13 protein-coding genes are annotated in these 14,922 nt (G+C 59.7%); 7 read left to right on the forward strand and 6 right to left on the reverse strand.

All coding sequences use genetic code 11. From position 1 onward, the window contains the following. Nucleotides 1-68: 68 nt before the first annotated feature. From ACWNRM_RS12895 to ACWNRM_RS12915, 5 genes are all read right to left on the reverse strand, one after another. A complete protein-coding gene (locus ACWNRM_RS12895; RefSeq protein ID WP_485171196.1) occupies nucleotides 69-2,582 on the reverse strand; it encodes a TonB-dependent receptor in 2,514 nt (837 codons plus the stop codon). Nucleotides 2,583-3,029: 447 nt separating this feature from the next. Next, the gene (locus tag ACWNRM_RS12900) at nucleotides 3,030-4,775 is read right to left on the reverse strand and encodes a cation:proton antiporter domain-containing protein (RefSeq protein WP_485171197.1); all 1,746 of its coding nucleotides are present in this window, start codon (nucleotides 4,773-4,775) and stop codon (nucleotides 3,030-3,032) included. Nucleotides 4,776-5,127: 352 nt separating this feature from the next. Then, nucleotides 5,128-6,492 carry an 8-oxoguanine deaminase gene (locus ACWNRM_RS12905; RefSeq protein ID WP_485171198.1) on the reverse strand — a complete coding sequence of 455 codons (1,365 nt, stop codon included), beginning with the start codon at nucleotides 6,490-6,492 and terminating at the stop codon, nucleotides 5,128-5,130. A 179-nt stretch (nucleotides 6,493-6,671) separates the two neighbouring features. Beyond that, complete coding sequence (locus ACWNRM_RS12910; protein ID WP_485171199.1) at nucleotides 6,672-7,169, reverse strand: nucleoside deaminase; 498 nt, start codon at nucleotides 7,167-7,169, stop codon at nucleotides 6,672-6,674. A 15-nt stretch (nucleotides 7,170-7,184) separates the two neighbouring features. Further along, the gene (locus ACWNRM_RS12915) at nucleotides 7,185-8,057 is read right to left on the reverse strand and encodes an aromatic ring-hydroxylating dioxygenase subunit alpha (RefSeq protein ID WP_485171200.1); all 873 of its coding nucleotides are present in this window, start codon (nucleotides 8,055-8,057) and stop codon (nucleotides 7,185-7,187) included. A 101-nt stretch (nucleotides 8,058-8,158) separates the two neighbouring features. Between ACWNRM_RS12915 and ACWNRM_RS12920 the strand changes: the two genes are divergently transcribed. The 7 genes from ACWNRM_RS12920 to ACWNRM_RS12950 are packed head-to-tail and all read left to right on the forward strand — an operon-like array spanning nucleotide 8,159 to nucleotide 14,187. Continuing rightward, nucleotides 8,159-8,413 (forward strand): hypothetical protein, encoded by a 255-nt coding sequence (locus ACWNRM_RS12920; RefSeq protein WP_485172226.1) that lies wholly within the window; start codon nucleotides 8,159-8,161, stop codon nucleotides 8,411-8,413. After that, a complete protein-coding gene (locus tag ACWNRM_RS12925) occupies nucleotides 8,410-9,006 on the forward strand; it encodes a Rieske 2Fe-2S domain-containing protein (protein WP_485171202.1) in 597 nt (198 codons plus the stop codon). Before ACWNRM_RS12920 ends, ACWNRM_RS12925 begins: the two co-directional genes overlap by 4 nt. Beyond that, a complete protein-coding gene (locus ACWNRM_RS12930; protein WP_485171203.1) occupies nucleotides 9,000-9,560 on the forward strand; it encodes a glutathione S-transferase family protein in 561 nt (186 codons plus the stop codon). The genes ACWNRM_RS12925 and ACWNRM_RS12930 overlap by 7 nt, the downstream gene beginning before the upstream one ends. After that, the gene (locus ACWNRM_RS12935; RefSeq protein ID WP_485171204.1) at nucleotides 9,551-10,648 is read left to right on the forward strand and encodes a BMP family ABC transporter substrate-binding protein; all 1,098 of its coding nucleotides are present in this window, start codon (nucleotides 9,551-9,553) and stop codon (nucleotides 10,646-10,648) included. The genes ACWNRM_RS12930 and ACWNRM_RS12935 overlap by 10 nt, the downstream gene beginning before the upstream one ends. Continuing rightward, nucleotides 10,641-12,221 carry an ABC transporter ATP-binding protein gene (locus ACWNRM_RS12940; RefSeq protein WP_485171205.1) on the forward strand — a complete coding sequence of 527 codons (1,581 nt, stop codon included), beginning with the start codon at nucleotides 10,641-10,643 and terminating at the stop codon, nucleotides 12,219-12,221. Before ACWNRM_RS12935 ends, ACWNRM_RS12940 begins: the two co-directional genes overlap by 8 nt. Beyond that, nucleotides 12,218-13,258: an ABC transporter permease gene (locus tag ACWNRM_RS12945; protein WP_485171206.1), complete on the forward strand. Its 1,041-nt coding sequence runs from the start codon at nucleotides 12,218-12,220 to the stop codon at nucleotides 13,256-13,258. Before ACWNRM_RS12940 ends, ACWNRM_RS12945 begins: the two co-directional genes overlap by 4 nt. Beyond that, nucleotides 13,255-14,187: an ABC transporter permease gene (locus tag ACWNRM_RS12950; protein WP_485171207.1), complete on the forward strand. Its 933-nt coding sequence runs from the start codon at nucleotides 13,255-13,257 to the stop codon at nucleotides 14,185-14,187. The genes ACWNRM_RS12945 and ACWNRM_RS12950 overlap by 4 nt, the downstream gene beginning before the upstream one ends. 306 nt (nucleotides 14,188-14,493) lie before the next feature. Here ACWNRM_RS12950 and ACWNRM_RS12955 read toward each other — a convergent pair. Beyond that, the coding region (locus tag ACWNRM_RS12955) for an IS630 family transposase (protein WP_485171208.1) at nucleotides 14,494-14,922 on the reverse strand (429 nt) is incomplete at its 5' end.

A 14,922-nucleotide genomic window follows, 5' to 3' on the forward strand; every position in this document is an offset into this window, starting at 1 on the left:
CTGCTACAGCCTGCGTAGTGATATAGTACACGGGGCGGCGTGCCCAAAAAGCACGCCGCATGATGGTTTCAGAATTCGCTGGATAGCGTTGCCAGTGCGGCGAAAGGCGAGGCGATCTTGTAAGTCGGCGTCGACCCCGCAATCGTCTTGCCAAAGACACCCGTGGTCGGGTTGGCATTGGCCTGAGGCGACTGGATCCAGTTCAGGTAACGGTTGTCGCTGATATTCTGCAGGTTGAGACGCAGAACCGGGCTTTTGAAGATGCTGACTTTCGGCAGGCGGTAGCCGAGGCCGATATTCATGCGGACATAACCCGGGATGCTCTGATCATTCATGAATGTCGCGTATTGGCGTCCGACATATTTGAGATTGAAATTCGCAAAGCGGGTGCCATCGTCGTAATCGAGCCCGAACCCGACCTGCCATGCCGGCGCCTGCGGTGCCTTTTTGCCCGCGCTGCGTACGTAATCGGCGCCCGTTCCCGAACCGGCAGGCACATTGCTGTCGGTGACGGCATGCAGATATTCAACCGACAGGTAAGGGCGGATGTTATGCATCGGCCGTGTGCCGATTTCTGCATCGAAGCCGTCCGAATGCATACCGCCTGCATTGATATTGGTCGAGTAAAACGCGCCTGAGGCGGGGTCCTGGATGGACTGTGTATAGAGGCGATTCGTGAAGTTGTAATGGAAGTAGGTGATCGAGGACGAAATGATATCATCCTGATAGCGCCAGCCCGCCTCCTCGGAGATCGAGATTTCCGCTTTCTGGTCCGGGTTGGCCAGGGTCGAATACAGGCCCGTCTTCTGATTGAAGCTCCCTGCATCGTAGAGCGCGTAATTCTGGGGCATGCGGAAATTGGTGGAGACCGAAACAAAAACCTGGTTGTGCCGGTCGATCTTGTACCGGATTGCCGCTGTCGGAAGCGCCTGATTATAGTCTGTCGTGACGTACTTATTGCGTACATCCGGCAGGTAATTCGTCCCCGAGCGCTTGACGATGGAGTATTTGAGACCGGCATCAATCGTGAGTTTGCTACGCAGCAGCGACAAGCTATCGCCGATGAACGGCGTGTGCACCTGCGTCTGCGTCAGCGTATTACGATATTGAGCCTTCGCGCCGTTGCTCAGCACGACATTGTTTTCGTCACCCCACTGGCTGAGCGGCGTGCCATCGGCGCCGACAAAGCTGTAGGGAGCCGTCTGACGCTGCTTGGCGTATTCAAACCAGTAGCCAATCATCAGGCGGTTGATGCCAGTGGTCAGGGTCAGTTTGGTGGTGGCACCCGGACGATAGGTTTCGGTAAGCGAGGGATTATAAAGAACCTGCATCCCCTTGCCGACGCCATTGACCGAGCCAGCCAATGTCTGCCTGCCATAAACGAATTTCGACATATCCATGTATTGGGCGCCGCCACCATTACCATAGCCATACCAGAAATAGGGCGTCTCGGTCAGAACGAGGTGATCGTTCAGACGGAAAGTCGAGGGCATGGAGGCGTAGATATTGGTGAAGGGGTTCGGGCGGGTCTTGTAGTAATTGGACGAGCCAGCCTTTGCCGGGGTGTAGTAATTGGCCTCATAGACCGTGTTTGGCGGGTCGGACGGGCCGAGGCCGCTGCCACCCACCGGGTTGGTAAAGCCCGTGCCCCACTTGTCCCAGCTCGCCTTGGTGACATTGGGATAGGCATTGTTCTGGATGTTATTGCCCACCACAGCCAGGGAGACCCGGTTTCCGTCGCCCCAGTCATTCACGATCTTCATCTCGCCATGCTTCTTGTTGTCCCAGCCAGGGCCACGCCAATGATCCTGACGCCCCTGAGAGTAGGAGAAATAAGAGCGCAGATTGGTGTTGCCGATCTTGCCGGTATCAAAACGCAGAAAGCCGCGTGTGGCATTGAACGAGCCATAGGTCACATCGACCATGCCGCCCATCTTGTTCTTCGGGTCGATCATGTACATGTCGACCACACCGCCCGAGGCACTGATATGGGGGCTGTCGAGGTCAGCAGAGCCCTGAGCGAGGCGCACGGTTTTCAAATTTTCCGCGTCGACAATTTCCTGCGGATAGACAGCGAAATTGCCGATATCGTTGATCGGGAACCCTTCAAGGGTAAAGCCCATCTGGGATTCCGTCAGGCCTCGAACGGAGAGGTTGCCACCCGTCATGCCCAACGGGTCGGTATCTGAGACATTGGCGCCCGGCAGCAGGGCGATAAGCTGCATCGGGTTCAACGCGGGATTTTGTTTGGCAATGAAGTCGCGCGTTACGGCCGAAACCGATTTCGGGCTGTCAGAAGGCGTCATCAGACCGCCGCCAAAGGCGCGACGGGTAACGCCATCCCCATAATTATGCCCGGTTACTTCAATGCGCTCGTCGGTTGGCGAGGTGGCACCAAGCATGGAAGGGGCGGAGGCATCACTGGTGACAGATCGTCCATCGGGGCGACTGCTATGGACGGCAGTCTTCCCTCGTGTGGTGTCTGAGTTGAGATGGGTGTCTGCCGACTTGGCGCTGGCAGCTGATAGAGTCAGCGCTACGAGCGCGGTTGTGCCGAACAAGAGGGCCGTGCGTGAAAACATGATGTCGATCTTCCGTGCCGTAGGGCGGATTCAGTATCACTATGTAACGTTACGGCTCGAAGCTGCGCCTCGAAGCACCGGAAAGTGGCGCTGCGGGCGGCATTTGAAAAACCGCAACATCTTGCAGAGCCTCATTTAAAAGAAAATTTATGACAGTGATGTGAAATGGAACGACCGCGAATCATGATCCTGTCCACTATGTCAGAAAAGCCACAATTGATACGTTTCGACATAATTGAGGGGAGAGCAACGGCCTCGCGATGCCAGAAAAGCGCGACGCTACGTTGCTCCCACACGCCCGCGTGGACGTCACCACGCTGGAGCGTCAAAAGGGGGGATACCCTGCGGATCATTCTTGGGGAGGGGCGATCAAACCTGCCGCCTGTGCATCGAGCGGCGGGATGATCCACTTCAGGCGCTGAAACCTAAGCGCTCCCGCCTGAAGAATCAGGCCGGGAGCGGTTCGATGCCTTCCTCGGTGCCGGGGTCGGTCAATGGCGGGCGGGCATCGAATGGCAGGTCTTCCATCGTCATGGCCAGCATGGCGAGAGCCATCTCGCGCTCACCCATGATCACGTGATCAGCGCCGAGTTCCTTCAGATGGTCGACGGCGCTGTCGAAATGAGCCCGTGCCACAATCCGTAGCCCAGGGTTGAGGGATCTAGCCTGAGCAATGATCTGGCCAGCTTCGAAGGGTTCGGGAATGGCCACCATCAACAGCCTTGCCTGTTCAAGGTTCATGGCTTTCATGACGCGTGACTCTGCCGCATTGGCAAGCATGAGCTCGACATCGGGCATGGCGGCGAGGCTGTCGGGTATCTTTCCGGTTTCAACCACCAGAACCGGCCAGCCATTCTGGACAAGACCATCGACAACCAGACGCCCCACGCGTCCGCATCCAACGACGACAGCATGCCCAATAAGGGCCGTCGGCGTTGGAGGCGGAAGAAGAATACCGCCCTCATCCTTCGCAGGAGTCTCTGGCGCAGGGCTATGCCGCGTAATCCACGCCTCGATGCGTTGGGTCGCCATGAGGATGAACGGGTTGCTCAGAATCGACAGGATCGACGCACCAAGGATCAGATCCTGCGCCTGACCGTCCAGAACCTTCATCTTGATGCCCAGCGCGGCAAGGATGAAAGAAAATTCGCCGATCTGGGCAAGGCCGCTCGCGATGAAGAGCGTGGTATTCCACGGCTGACGCAAGAGGCGAAGAATGGCGATGACGGCAAGGGGGGTGCCGACCAGAATAACCAGATAGGTCAGGATGAGCGGGACAGGTTGCCGTATCAGCACGAGGGGGTTGAACAGCATCCCGACCGAGATGAAGAACAATACCGCGAAGGCATCTCGAAGGGGGAGGGTTTCGGCTGCAGCGCGATGACTGAGTTCGGACTCGCTCAGGACCATGCCGGCAACAAAGGCACCAAGGGCAAAAGAAACGTCGAACCATTCAGTGGCGATGAAGGCCACGCCTAGCGCCAGCGCAAGCAGCGCAAGACGAAACAGTTCACGCGATCCCGTATGGGCCACGTAGTGCAGTATGGCCGGGATGACTCGTCGCCCGATCACCAGCATCAGGGCCATGAACGCTGCGACCTTCCCCAGGGTCAGTGCAATCGCCACAGCAAGACCAGAGAGGCTGATGCTGGAGTTGCTTCCACCGCTCATGATCGGCGCAAAAATCGGCAGGAGCACCAGAGCCAGAACGGTCACGAGATCCTGGATAATGAGCCATCCGACCGAGAGCCTGCCGCGCTCGGTCTCGATAAGGCGTTGTTCCTGCAGGGTTCTCAGCAAGACAACTGTACTGGCCACACTCAGCGCAATACCGAAGATCAGACAGGCACCAGGCGACATGCCGAGTGTCCAGGCAACGCCGGCACCGATCAGGATGGAAGCGGTGATCTGCAATAACGCGCCGGGGACGGCTATGGCTTTGACCGATATCAGGTCCTTCAGGGAGAAATGGAGCCCGACCCCGAACATGAGCAGAATGATGCCAATTTCGGAAAGCTCGGCGGCAAGGGGCTGATCAGCGACAAAACCCGGTGTGAAGGGCCCTACGGCGATACCCGCAAGGAGATATCCCACTAATGGGGATATCCGGATACGCTGAGCAATTGTGCCGAGGATGAACGCAAGCCCGAGACCAATGACGAGGATACCAATCAGGGGCGTGTCGTGATTCATCGTAACTCGAAATCCTGAACATGGAGACAAGATAAAGATATATAGGCGATACAGAAATAAGCTGACCAGTTTCGCAATGTGTCACACGAGCAATCTGAAGCAGGATGAGGGCTTCGTGACGTGTAATCCGTGGGAAGATCACGATTTACGCCTGGCGTGTGGCGAACGTAACTGACAGGCTCTTTTTGTTTGTGATACTTTCATCTTGTCGACTATTGCGGGCTCGCATAACGATGCCTGGTACGGCGCAGTTGCCATGACACTCTGTGTCTCACCACAAGTTGTGGCCGGATACTCCTGCCGGGGGTACCTGACGCTTTCGCCATTAAGTCCCCCCGTCAGATAAGGCTGTTCAGTCGAGCTTTTGCATCCGCCTCGCAGCCCGCTCATGTTCACGGAGAATGATATCAAGGCCTGACTGGCAGGGTTGACCGTCCTCTACGAGGATCCGGCCATTGACGATAGTTGTCCATGCTGTTGCCGGAGCGCAGCGTAAAAGCGCCTCAACCGGGTCGCTGAGCGCCCCGGCCCTTGAGAAGGGGGGCAGTTCCCATATCACCAGATCGGCGCAGGCGCCCATGCGAAGATGGCCGATTTCATCTTCGCGGCCCAGACACGCCGCGCCGCCACGGGTTGCCATATCCAGCGCATCACGGGCTGTCATGCTGTGCGGGCCATTGCGGTAGCGCCCCAGAAGCAATGCCATACGCGCTTCAAGCCAGAGGGACGCATGATCGGTCGATGCCGAGCCGTCGCAGCCAAGCCCTACTTTCATGCCACGGCGTCGCATGTCCATCGCATCCGCTGCGCCACCGCCGATCATCATGTTCGAGCAGGGGCATTGTGCCGTGCAGACTCCCCTATGTGCCAGGCGATCGATCTCGTCGCCGCTGGGATAGATGTAGTGAGCGACCCATGAGCGCTCGCTGGCCCAGCCCGAACGCTCGAAATATTCGGTTGGGGTGCAGCCATACATGTCCTGACAATATCGGTCCTCGTCGTGGTCCTCTGCCAGATGGGTGTGCAGGCGCACATCAAGGCGCTCTGCCATGAGCGCGCTCTCTTTCATGATCGTTTCCGACACGCTGAACAGCGAGCAGGGTGCCAGGGCCACACGGATCATCGCGCCCGGGGAGGCGTCATGATAGGCGCTGATCAGGCGTTCACTGTCAGACAGGATAACATCCTCGCTCTGCACCACGCTGTCCGGTGGCAGGCCACCATCCTTCACCGAGCGAGTCATGGAGCCGCGCGTGGCATGAAAGCGAAAGCCGATATCCCTGGCAGCGCGGATCTGGGCATCGATCAGACGAGGCCGGGGGTGGACGTAATGATGATCCATCGACGTCGTGCAGCCACCAAGCAGTAATTCCATCATGGCGACGTAGGATGAGAGATAGACATTCTCCTCATCAAGCGTGGCCCAGAGCGGGTAGAGGCCCTGCAGCCATTCGAACAGGGTGCCATTCACGACTGGCGCGTAGGATCGCGTGAGGTTCTGGTACATATGGTGGTGCGCATTCACCAGCCCTGGTGTAACGATCCGACTTGCCGCGGAGATCGAGCGGTCGGCTTCAGGTCTCGGGGTCGTCATGGAGCCGAAACCGCGGACCCGGCCATTTTCAAGATAAATCCAGCCATTTGCTATTTCATGGCCGCGATCGAGATAGAGATAGGCATCCGTGATCAGGATGGAGGGTGACAAGGCGAGAGGCATGGCAGGCTCCTGTGAGCATGGTGCCGCAAGTATGATGGGGCACCCGGTTGTGCCGCACTTGGGGCGCCCTACTCACGGGGTGTCTCCGTCAGATAGGCTCCCGTTGGCCCTGTTCCGGATTGGCGGCAATCCGGATCGTCATCTCGCTTGGAAGAACGGGCGTAGAGATTATGGTGCCGTCAGGCGTGGTCCTTCCAGAAGCTGCGCTGCAACTCTGCCGCCTCATCCTCCAGCAACGGCCCCAGAACCACCACCGGTGTCTGCCCGGCGGAGAAAACCACCCGGCAGGGCAGATCGAGTGTCGGATTTTCAGGGTGGGCGCCAGTCATGGCCTTGAGATGGGCCTCGGACTGCCCGTACACGACCCGACCGATCCCCGCCCAGTAGATGGCTCCGGCGCACATGGCACAGGGCTCGGCAGAACTGTACAGGGTGTAACCGCGCAATCTTGTTGCCCCGAACTTTCGGCTCGCCCGGCTGGCGAGAAGACGCTCGGCATGAGCGGTCATGTCCTGTCCCTCGGTGCTGTAGCCATTGCCCTGCTCCATGACGATCTTGCCGGTTTCATCCACCAGCAGGGCACCGAAGGGATGATCGCCCGCGAGGCGGGACCGGTTGGCGACCTCAAAGGCCTGACGCAGAAACGTCAGATCGGTCTCGCTTGGGGAGTGGCTCATGGTTTTTTCCTTCGTTCAGGCAGCGGCTTTGGCGGCGCCCGCGCCAAATGTGACACCACGGGCCTTGAGCCAGCGGCGATAGGCCACCGATGAACGGTCTGCCAGGGTGGGAATCTCGCTCGCGGCATCGAGCGGCATGGCAACCGGCCGCTGACTTTCAAGAATGATGCGATCCTGCAAGAAGATCGTCTGCTGGAACTCCACCAGAGCATCAAGATCGGAATGATCGTCGAGAAGGAACATGACCGGGTGAGCACGACATGTACCGGCCGTCATGGGCTGGACGAACAGCGCAATCACGTCCTTGCGTTGGGCATCACCGGGACTGGTCTTGTACAGCAGCGTCGCGAACGGACCGGCAATACGGTAGATGTAGTCGGTCATGATGCCGCCTTCGGCCGAGAGCGCGGCTTGCGGCTGGAAGAACCGGCAATCCGTTGCCCATATTTCCTTGCCATCATCACGCGTTTCGACAGTGTAACGCTCGACCTCGGTATGAGGCTCTGCGCCCAGTATGTCGGTATGCACGAAGGGAAAATGAGCCATATCGAGGAAGTTCTCAACCACGCGCAGCCCGGAAGCCTTGACGGCCACCGACCCGCAACACACAAGCCGGCGGTCGGGCTCATCGGCCTCATCGATACGGATCATGGCATCACGAAGAGCAGGATCCGTCGCGAGAGTGGTCCAGACATAGCCATAACGCTCACAGCAGGGCAGGGCATGCGCGCCATGCTCGACCTCGACCGTACCACCCGCCAAGCGGCGGAAACGAATGACGACACCGAGTAGCATGGTTTGCACCCAGTTGTCAGACAGGGCCTCGATCATCCCGAGTGGATACCACTGGCTGAGTGAGACCGGATCCACATTTGCTGGTGAGGTCATCCTGACAGCCATCCTCGTCGTTGCGATAACGGTTACATTAATAGTGGTCCTGCACTTGTCAAAAAAAATATTACTGGCAGGATCAGCTGGTATGCAACGCTGTGATGCGGGAGCGAGGGACTATAGCCACTGCACTTCATCTCACAGGTCATTTCGACACTGAAGCGTTTCGGTCTTTCGCCGAGGGCCGCGCACGCCTTCTGTCACTCGATATGCGCACAGAGCGTTTGGAGGCGACCGATATCGTGTTTGTCGTGACAGGTGCGCAGCCGCTTGTAGGGATGTTCGTGATGGCCTGTCTGGTTGGCCCGATGGGTTGCCTCGTCAATGACTGGACAGAAGGATACCGTCGATGATCCCTGTTGCCCTGTCAAAGGACCTGGCCCCGGGTGATATTGCCCCCGCCCGTCATAGGGGCCTGTCGCTCGTGCTTTGGCGCGACGAGACGGGCACCGCGCATGCGTGGGAGGATCGTTGCCCTCATCGCGGCGTACGTCTCAGCCTTGGCTTCATGCGTGATAATCGTCTGGCCTGTCTTTATCACGGCTGGCAGTTCGATACCGAGGGGCGCTGTCGTGTCATACCCGCCCATCCCGAGCTCAACCCGCCCTCGACCATACGAACACGCCCCTATGACCTGATCGAAAAGGCCGGGATGATCTGGGTCGATCTTACCTCAGGCGATGGCCGCCCGCTGATCGCCCCGGCGGAGGGGGGGTGGCATGGTGTGCGAAGTCTTGCCATACGGGCCACCGAGCACGACACGCGAGCAGCCCTCGTGATGGATGAGGGACAATGGCGCCTCTCTGCCGACCGTCTGCTGGCGCTGCATACGCCCGAGGAGGGAATCACGATGGTGCATCTCGCTGTACGCGATGCCTCGCATCGGGAGCAGGCGGCGTCATGGCTGCTCAGGCTGCGTGACACGCTGGAGGAGACGTCATGCTGACGCTCAATGGCTGGATGATTGACGAGCGCAGTTATGCGGCCCGTCTTGCGGCATCGTTGATGGATATCCCTCTGGCCTTCGCGACCGATCGTCGCGCCGAGACCTTCGGCCCGACCCTGACCGATGAGATGGTCTCCTGTGTTGGCCTTCATGAGATTCTTGAGCATTTCTCGCGCGCGTCAGAGGCTGGCTGGCTCTGGCCCGAGGGCGAGGCGCGGCATGCGCTGAAGTGGGCGCTCGATGGGATAGAGCTTTTTTCAGAGGCACGACGCGAGGCTTTGGGAGCGACACTTCCGCGCAAGGCCGAGACCGAGCCCGTCACGTTCCTGTTTCGGGAGATGGAGGATCGTTTGTCTGCGAGGGCGTTGCGGGATGAGATCTGGTTTTCGGGCCGCACGATCGGCTTTGTTGATGTGATCCTCTTCCCGGTCGCCGCGCTGGGGCATGATCTGGGCGTTGCAATGGACCTGTATCCCGCTCTTCGACGCTTCATCCGTCAGGTCCGGCAGTTGCCCGGCTTTGTCGTCATGCCGGGAATTGCCTCATGTCACTGAAACGACCTGCTCTCCTGACCCGCCGCGGGCTGCTGGCCGCGGGTGGATGTGCCACTCTGGCAGGAAGGGCAAGCGCCGCACCGCGCTTTGCCCCGATTGCCGAAGAAGATCTGCTTGTCGGGTTCGGCCATACCAGCCCGATCAATGATGGTGGCTGGACACAGATGCATGACAAGGCGATCCGTGCCCTGAAATCGCATTTCCCGCGCATGCGCTCGCTCTATGTCGAGAGTATACCGTACTCGGCTGACGCAACTCGGCTGTTCAGGCAGTTTGTCGCTGAGGGCGCACAGATGGTCATCTCCACCTCGGATTATGGCGATTTCATCAAGGACGTGGCGGATCAGGCGCCGGATGTGGGCTTTCTCGAATGTGACGGCAATAATGTCACGGGTAATCTGGGCTGGTATTACATCACACACTGGTATGCCAGCTATGTGATCGGCATCGCCGCTGCCCGACTGAGTCATAACGGCAGGCTGGGTTATATTGCCTCCTTTCCTACAACATCGGTTATTGCCAGCGCCAATGCGACGCTGCTTGGCGCCCGTTCGGTCAACCCCGAGGCGACGATGCGGGTCATTTCCATCAACTCGTGGTTCGATCCCCAGGCCGCGGCCTCGGCGGGCGCAGCGCTGATCGATAGCGGCTGCGATTTCCTGTGCGGCATCATGGACGACCCCGGTTATCTGCGCGTCGCGCAGCAGCGGGGTGTCTGGGCCGCCATGTGGAACACCGATATGCGCCAGTTCGGGCCTGACGCCTATGTCAGCTCTGTCGTGCTGGATTTCGAGGATTATTACCGCGAGACGATCGCCGCACGCATTGCCGGACGCTGGCGCCCTACCGGCACTTTCCTCAAGCTTGGTGATGGTGTCGATCGCGATGCCTGGGGCAAGAATGTGCCTGATTCCATCCGCCGGGAAGCCGATGCAGCGCGCGAGCGCATGCTGGCGGGCTGGTCGCCCTTCACCGGGCCGATACGGGACTCAAAGGGGCAGATCCGCGTGCCGGCGGGGCACACCATGAGCGACATGGAAATCTTTCACTGGAACTGGCAGGTCGAGGGAGTATCGGGACTTGTCTGACCTCTCACATCTCGCGGAAGCCAGACCGGATAATTTGCCGCCCGGTGCACCGCCTTTGCTCACCCTTTCTGGAATCGCGAAGTATTTTCCCGGTGTGATCGCAAACAAGGATGTCACGATCGATTTCTACCCCGGCGAGATTCATGCGCTGCTGGGTGAAAATGGCGCAGGCAAATCCACGCTCATGAATATCGTGACCGGCCTTTACCAGCCCGATGAGGGCGAGTTGATCCTCGATGGTTATGGTGTGCGCCTTGAAAGCCCCGAAGCAGCGATCGCGGCCGGTATCGGTATGGTGCATCAGCATTTCAAGCTGGTATCGCGTTTCACCGTTGCGGAAAATCTGGCTCTGGGGTGGCGCGAGACTGGGAAGTGGCTCTCGGCAAAAACACTCGCCCGACGTGCTGAGGCGGAAGCCGCCCGGTTTGGTCTCGACATCCGGCCTCAGGCTCCCATCGACAGCCTGACCTCGGGCGAGCAGCAGCGCGTTGAAATCCTGCGTGTCCTCTCCCGTGGGGCACGCCTGCTTATCCTTGACGAGCCGACAGCTGTGCTGAGCCCGCTTGAAGTGGGTGAGCTCTATGCCGCATTGCGTCGTTTCCGCGATGGGGGCGGGGCCGTTATCCTGATCAGTCACAAGCTTGATGAGATCATGGCTTTGGCGGATCGCGTAACTGTCCTGCGTCATGGCCGTGTCGCTGGCAGCCACAGGGTGGACCACACTGACCCGGCCACCCTTGTAACCGAGATGATCGGACGTCCTGTCGAGCAAAAGACGTCTTATCCACGCACGACGCCTCAGGGGAAGAGCGAGACGGTCATACGGCTGCACGAGGTGAGCTTTCGGGATAGCGCGGGTCGCCTGCGGTTGCATCCGCTCTCGCTCGACATCAGGGCGGGCGAGATCCTTGGGGTGGCGGGCGTGACAGGCAATGGCCAATCCGAGCTGGCTGATCTGCTTGCCGGACTCAACGCGCCGTTGACAGGTTCTGTCCATGTCGGTTCGACAGACATGCGCGGACAGGGGCCGGGTGCCTTTCGTGAGGCAGGCATTGGTTATGTTCCCGAGGACCGGCTGCACAAGGCCCTCGCCCCGGCGCTCGGCGTGACCGAGAATGCTGTCATGCGCGTATTTCGCTCTCACCCGGTCGGCGGGCGGATGGCCTACCACGCCAGTCAGGCGCGCGCTTTCACGAAAAGCCTGCTCGCACAGGCGCGTGTGACGGTGCAGGACCCATCCACGCCGATGCGTGGTCTCTCGGGCGGGAATCAGCAGCGCATGGTTCTGGCACGTGAGCGAATGATCAGTCACCGCGCCCTGATTGCGAGCTATCCGAGCCGTGGTCTTGATATCGGGGCAATCTCCCTGATGCGTGAGACACTGGCCGAAATCCGCGACGAGGGACGGGCCGTTGTGCTCGTGTCAGAAGATCTGGATGAACTGATGGCGCTGAGCGACCGGATTGCGGTGCTGTGCGCCGGTATGTTGATGACCATCGTCGCGCGCAAGGATTTCGACAGGGCGAGACTGGGGTCTCTGATGAGTGGCCGCGCAGGGGAGACCGCCGCATGAGCCGAAGAATCCGCCTTGCTGTGGTTCCGGCCCGCCGCATCCTGATCGGGCGCGTTCTGGCACTGGGCTTCGTTGCGCTCGTTCTGGCGCTCGTTCTGGCCATTCTCGGTTTGCCGCTCGGTATGGTGCTGGGACTTGTCATAACCTCGACTTTCGGTACTGTTTTCGGTCTCGAAAATCTTGCGCTCTATATGACGCCACTGCTTATGACGGGCGGTGCGGTGTGGTTGTCTCTTCGCGCCGGGTTATGGAATATTGGCGCCGAGGGCCAGTTTCTCGCAGGTGCCACGGCAGCGTCGGCTGTGGCCCTGTTCCTTCCCATGCCATTGCCACTTTCCTTGCCTCTGGCGATGCTTGCCAGTCTGGCGGCTGGCGCCGCGTGGAGCGCCATGCCGGCCGCAGGGCGGGCATGGCTTGGCGTCAGTGAAATCATCACCACGCTTTTGCTCAATTTCATCGCGTCGTTCGTCGTCTATTACCTCGTAACAGGCCCCTGGGCCGATCACGTGACGGATGCGCAGGTGTCGAGCCAGCGTCTCTCGGTTGCGATCCCCACCATCTATGGCGTCGTGCACTGGGGGGGAATTGTTGCAATCGTTCTGGTCGTGGCTATCGGCTATCTCCTCAAGCGCAGCCGTTTCGGTTACGAGCTGACGCTGTGCGGGTCCAATCCCGAAGCCGCGCGCTATGCCGGGATCAGGGTTGCACCACGGCTTTTCGTCGCCCTTATGGCGTCCGGCGCCCTTGCCGGACTTGGAGGGATGATGGAGGCGCTGGGTACGGTACACCGGCTTCAGGGCGGCCTCGCGCACGGCTATGGCTATCTCGGTATCGTGGTCGCGTTGCTGGCGCGCCATTCCGCCTATGCCCTTATCCCCGCTTCGTTTCTGATGGCAGTGATCCTGAATACCGGGATCGTTTTGCAGACCTTGCAGGTCAGCGCGTCCTCCGTACTGGCGATCACAGGTTTGCTGGTTTTTGCCATTGCGGTGAGTGACGAGCTTGCGGCCTATGTGCGCCTGGAGACACAGAAATGACCGTATGGATCCCTCTGGTTCTTCATGCGCTGGCTTATGGCAGTATCCTCGCTCTGGCCGCGCAGGGCGAAGTCATTGCCGAACGCGCTGGGGTCATCAATCTTGGTGTCGAGGGGCTCATGGCCCTTGGCGCGGTTGTTGCCGTGCTTGCCGCAGATGCCTCCATGTCGCCCTGGATGGGCTGTCTGGCGGCGCTTTGCACGGGTGGGGCAGGGGCGCTGGTGCTCGGGCTTGCTACGGTCAATGGCTCGGCCAACCAGACGCTCTGCGGCGTCGCCCTGACCTTTCTGGGGTTGGGGCTGAGCGCTGTCATCGGCCATGCCGTTGCGGGCTTGCCCGTTGTTGCGGTTTTCAACAACTGGGCAATCCCGGGTTTGAGCAGCTTACCGGGCGTCGGGGTTCTGTTCAGTCAAAGCCCGTTCGTCTATCTCGCCTTCGTCGTCTTGCCCGCTGTGTGCCATTGCGTCCTTTTCCGCTCACGCCTCGGGCTGAGCCTGCGCGCGGTGGGCGAAAATCCCGCGGCGGCGGATGCTGTCGGTATTCCGGTGCGCCGCTATCGACTGAGTGCCGTGGTAGCTGGCGGAGCGCTGGCCGGTCTTGCAGGTGCCGACATGACCCTGTCGGTCATGCCCGTCTGGTCGGAGGGCATGATTGCCGGTCGTGGCTGGATTGCCGTGGCGCTGGTCATTTTCTGCGGTTACCGCCCCGTTCTTGCGGCCCTGTCGTCCCTGTTATTCGGGCTCGTCATGTCACTCAGTTTTTTTGGACAGGCGCAGGGCTGGCCGGTTGCCCCCGCCATCCTGAACATGACCCCTTATCTGGGCACTATTCTGTTCATGATTCTGCCCGCTTTCCTGCTGCCCGGAATGCGTCGTCGGATGGCGGCGCCTGCCGCGCTCGGCACACCCTATTTCCGCGAAGAACGTTAGTGGGATTACTGTTGGATGAGCGACAGGCTTGTTTTCTGGCCTCTTCCTGCGCTCTTCAAAAGCATCGGGTAAGGTCGAGAGCCTCAATTGGAATAGACGTAATCGCGCAGCCTACAACGTGCGCATAAACTCCGATCGTTGCTGTTGTGCCATGTTGCTCCCGGCGGGCTTGACCCAGCCGATCTTGGTAACGCTACAAGATACTTGAAGACCACAATCAACCACTCTGCGTCAGAGTTGGGTGTACGCTGAGAAGTTTTCCTGACGGCTACCAGACAAGGTGTGGTTCGCTAGAGCGTTTTCCTCTCAATCTGGCTTGTATCCAGCGGCGGTGAAGAAGTTGGCGCATTCTGCGGGCGCGACCTGATCGATGAGTTTGCCGATCCTGTTCCAAAGCCCGTCTCGGGTGCGTTCGGCGGCGCGGCGGAGATGGGCCTTGAGTTTGGAAAACGCCATCTCGATCGGGTTGAAGTCCGGGCTGTAGGGCGGCAGGAACCGCAGGCTGGCTCCGGCGGCCTCGATCGCCGCCTGCACGCCCGGCCCCTTGTGCGAGCCGAGATTGTCCATGACGACGATGTCGCCGGGGCGCAGATCCGGCACGAGGACGCGTTCGACATAAGTCAGGAAGCTGCGGCCGTTGATCGGTCCGTCCAGCACCATGGGCGCCACGATGCCGGTCAGCCGCAGTCCCGCGATGAACGTTGTGGTCTTCCAGTGCCCGTGCGGCACGGCGGA

The sequence above is a fragment of the Asaia sp. A2 genome (genome assembly GCF_057319415.1).

Bases quoted from the DNA above. Each gene is read 5' to 3' on its own strand.
- ACWNRM_RS12895 (WP_485171196.1), bottom strand. From the start codon at position 2,582: ATGTTTTCACGCACGGCCCTCTTGTTCGGCACAACCGCGCTCGTAGCG.
- ACWNRM_RS12900 (WP_485171197.1), bottom strand. From the start codon at position 4,775: ATGAATCACGACACGCCCCTGATTGGTATCCTCGTCATTGGTCTCGGG.
- ACWNRM_RS12905 (WP_485171198.1), bottom strand. From the start codon at position 6,492: ATGCCTCTCGCCTTGTCACCCTCCATCCTGATCACGGATGCCTATCTC.
- ACWNRM_RS12910 (WP_485171199.1), bottom strand. From the start codon at position 7,169: ATGAGCCACTCCCCAAGCGAGACCGATCTGACGTTTCTGCGTCAGGCC.
- ACWNRM_RS12915 (WP_485171200.1), bottom strand. From the start codon at position 8,057: ATGACCTCACCAGCAAATGTGGATCCGGTCTCACTCAGCCAGTGGTAT.
- ACWNRM_RS12925 (WP_485171202.1), top strand. From the start codon at position 8,410: ATGATCCCTGTTGCCCTGTCAAAGGACCTGGCCCCGGGTGATATTGCC.
- ACWNRM_RS12930 (WP_485171203.1), top strand. From the start codon at position 9,000: ATGCTGACGCTCAATGGCTGGATGATTGACGAGCGCAGTTATGCGGCC.
- ACWNRM_RS12935 (WP_485171204.1), top strand. From the start codon at position 9,551: ATGTCACTGAAACGACCTGCTCTCCTGACCCGCCGCGGGCTGCTGGCC.
- ACWNRM_RS12945 (WP_485171206.1), top strand. From the start codon at position 12,218: ATGAGCCGAAGAATCCGCCTTGCTGTGGTTCCGGCCCGCCGCATCCTG.
- ACWNRM_RS12950 (WP_485171207.1), top strand. From the start codon at position 13,255: ATGACCGTATGGATCCCTCTGGTTCTTCATGCGCTGGCTTATGGCAGT.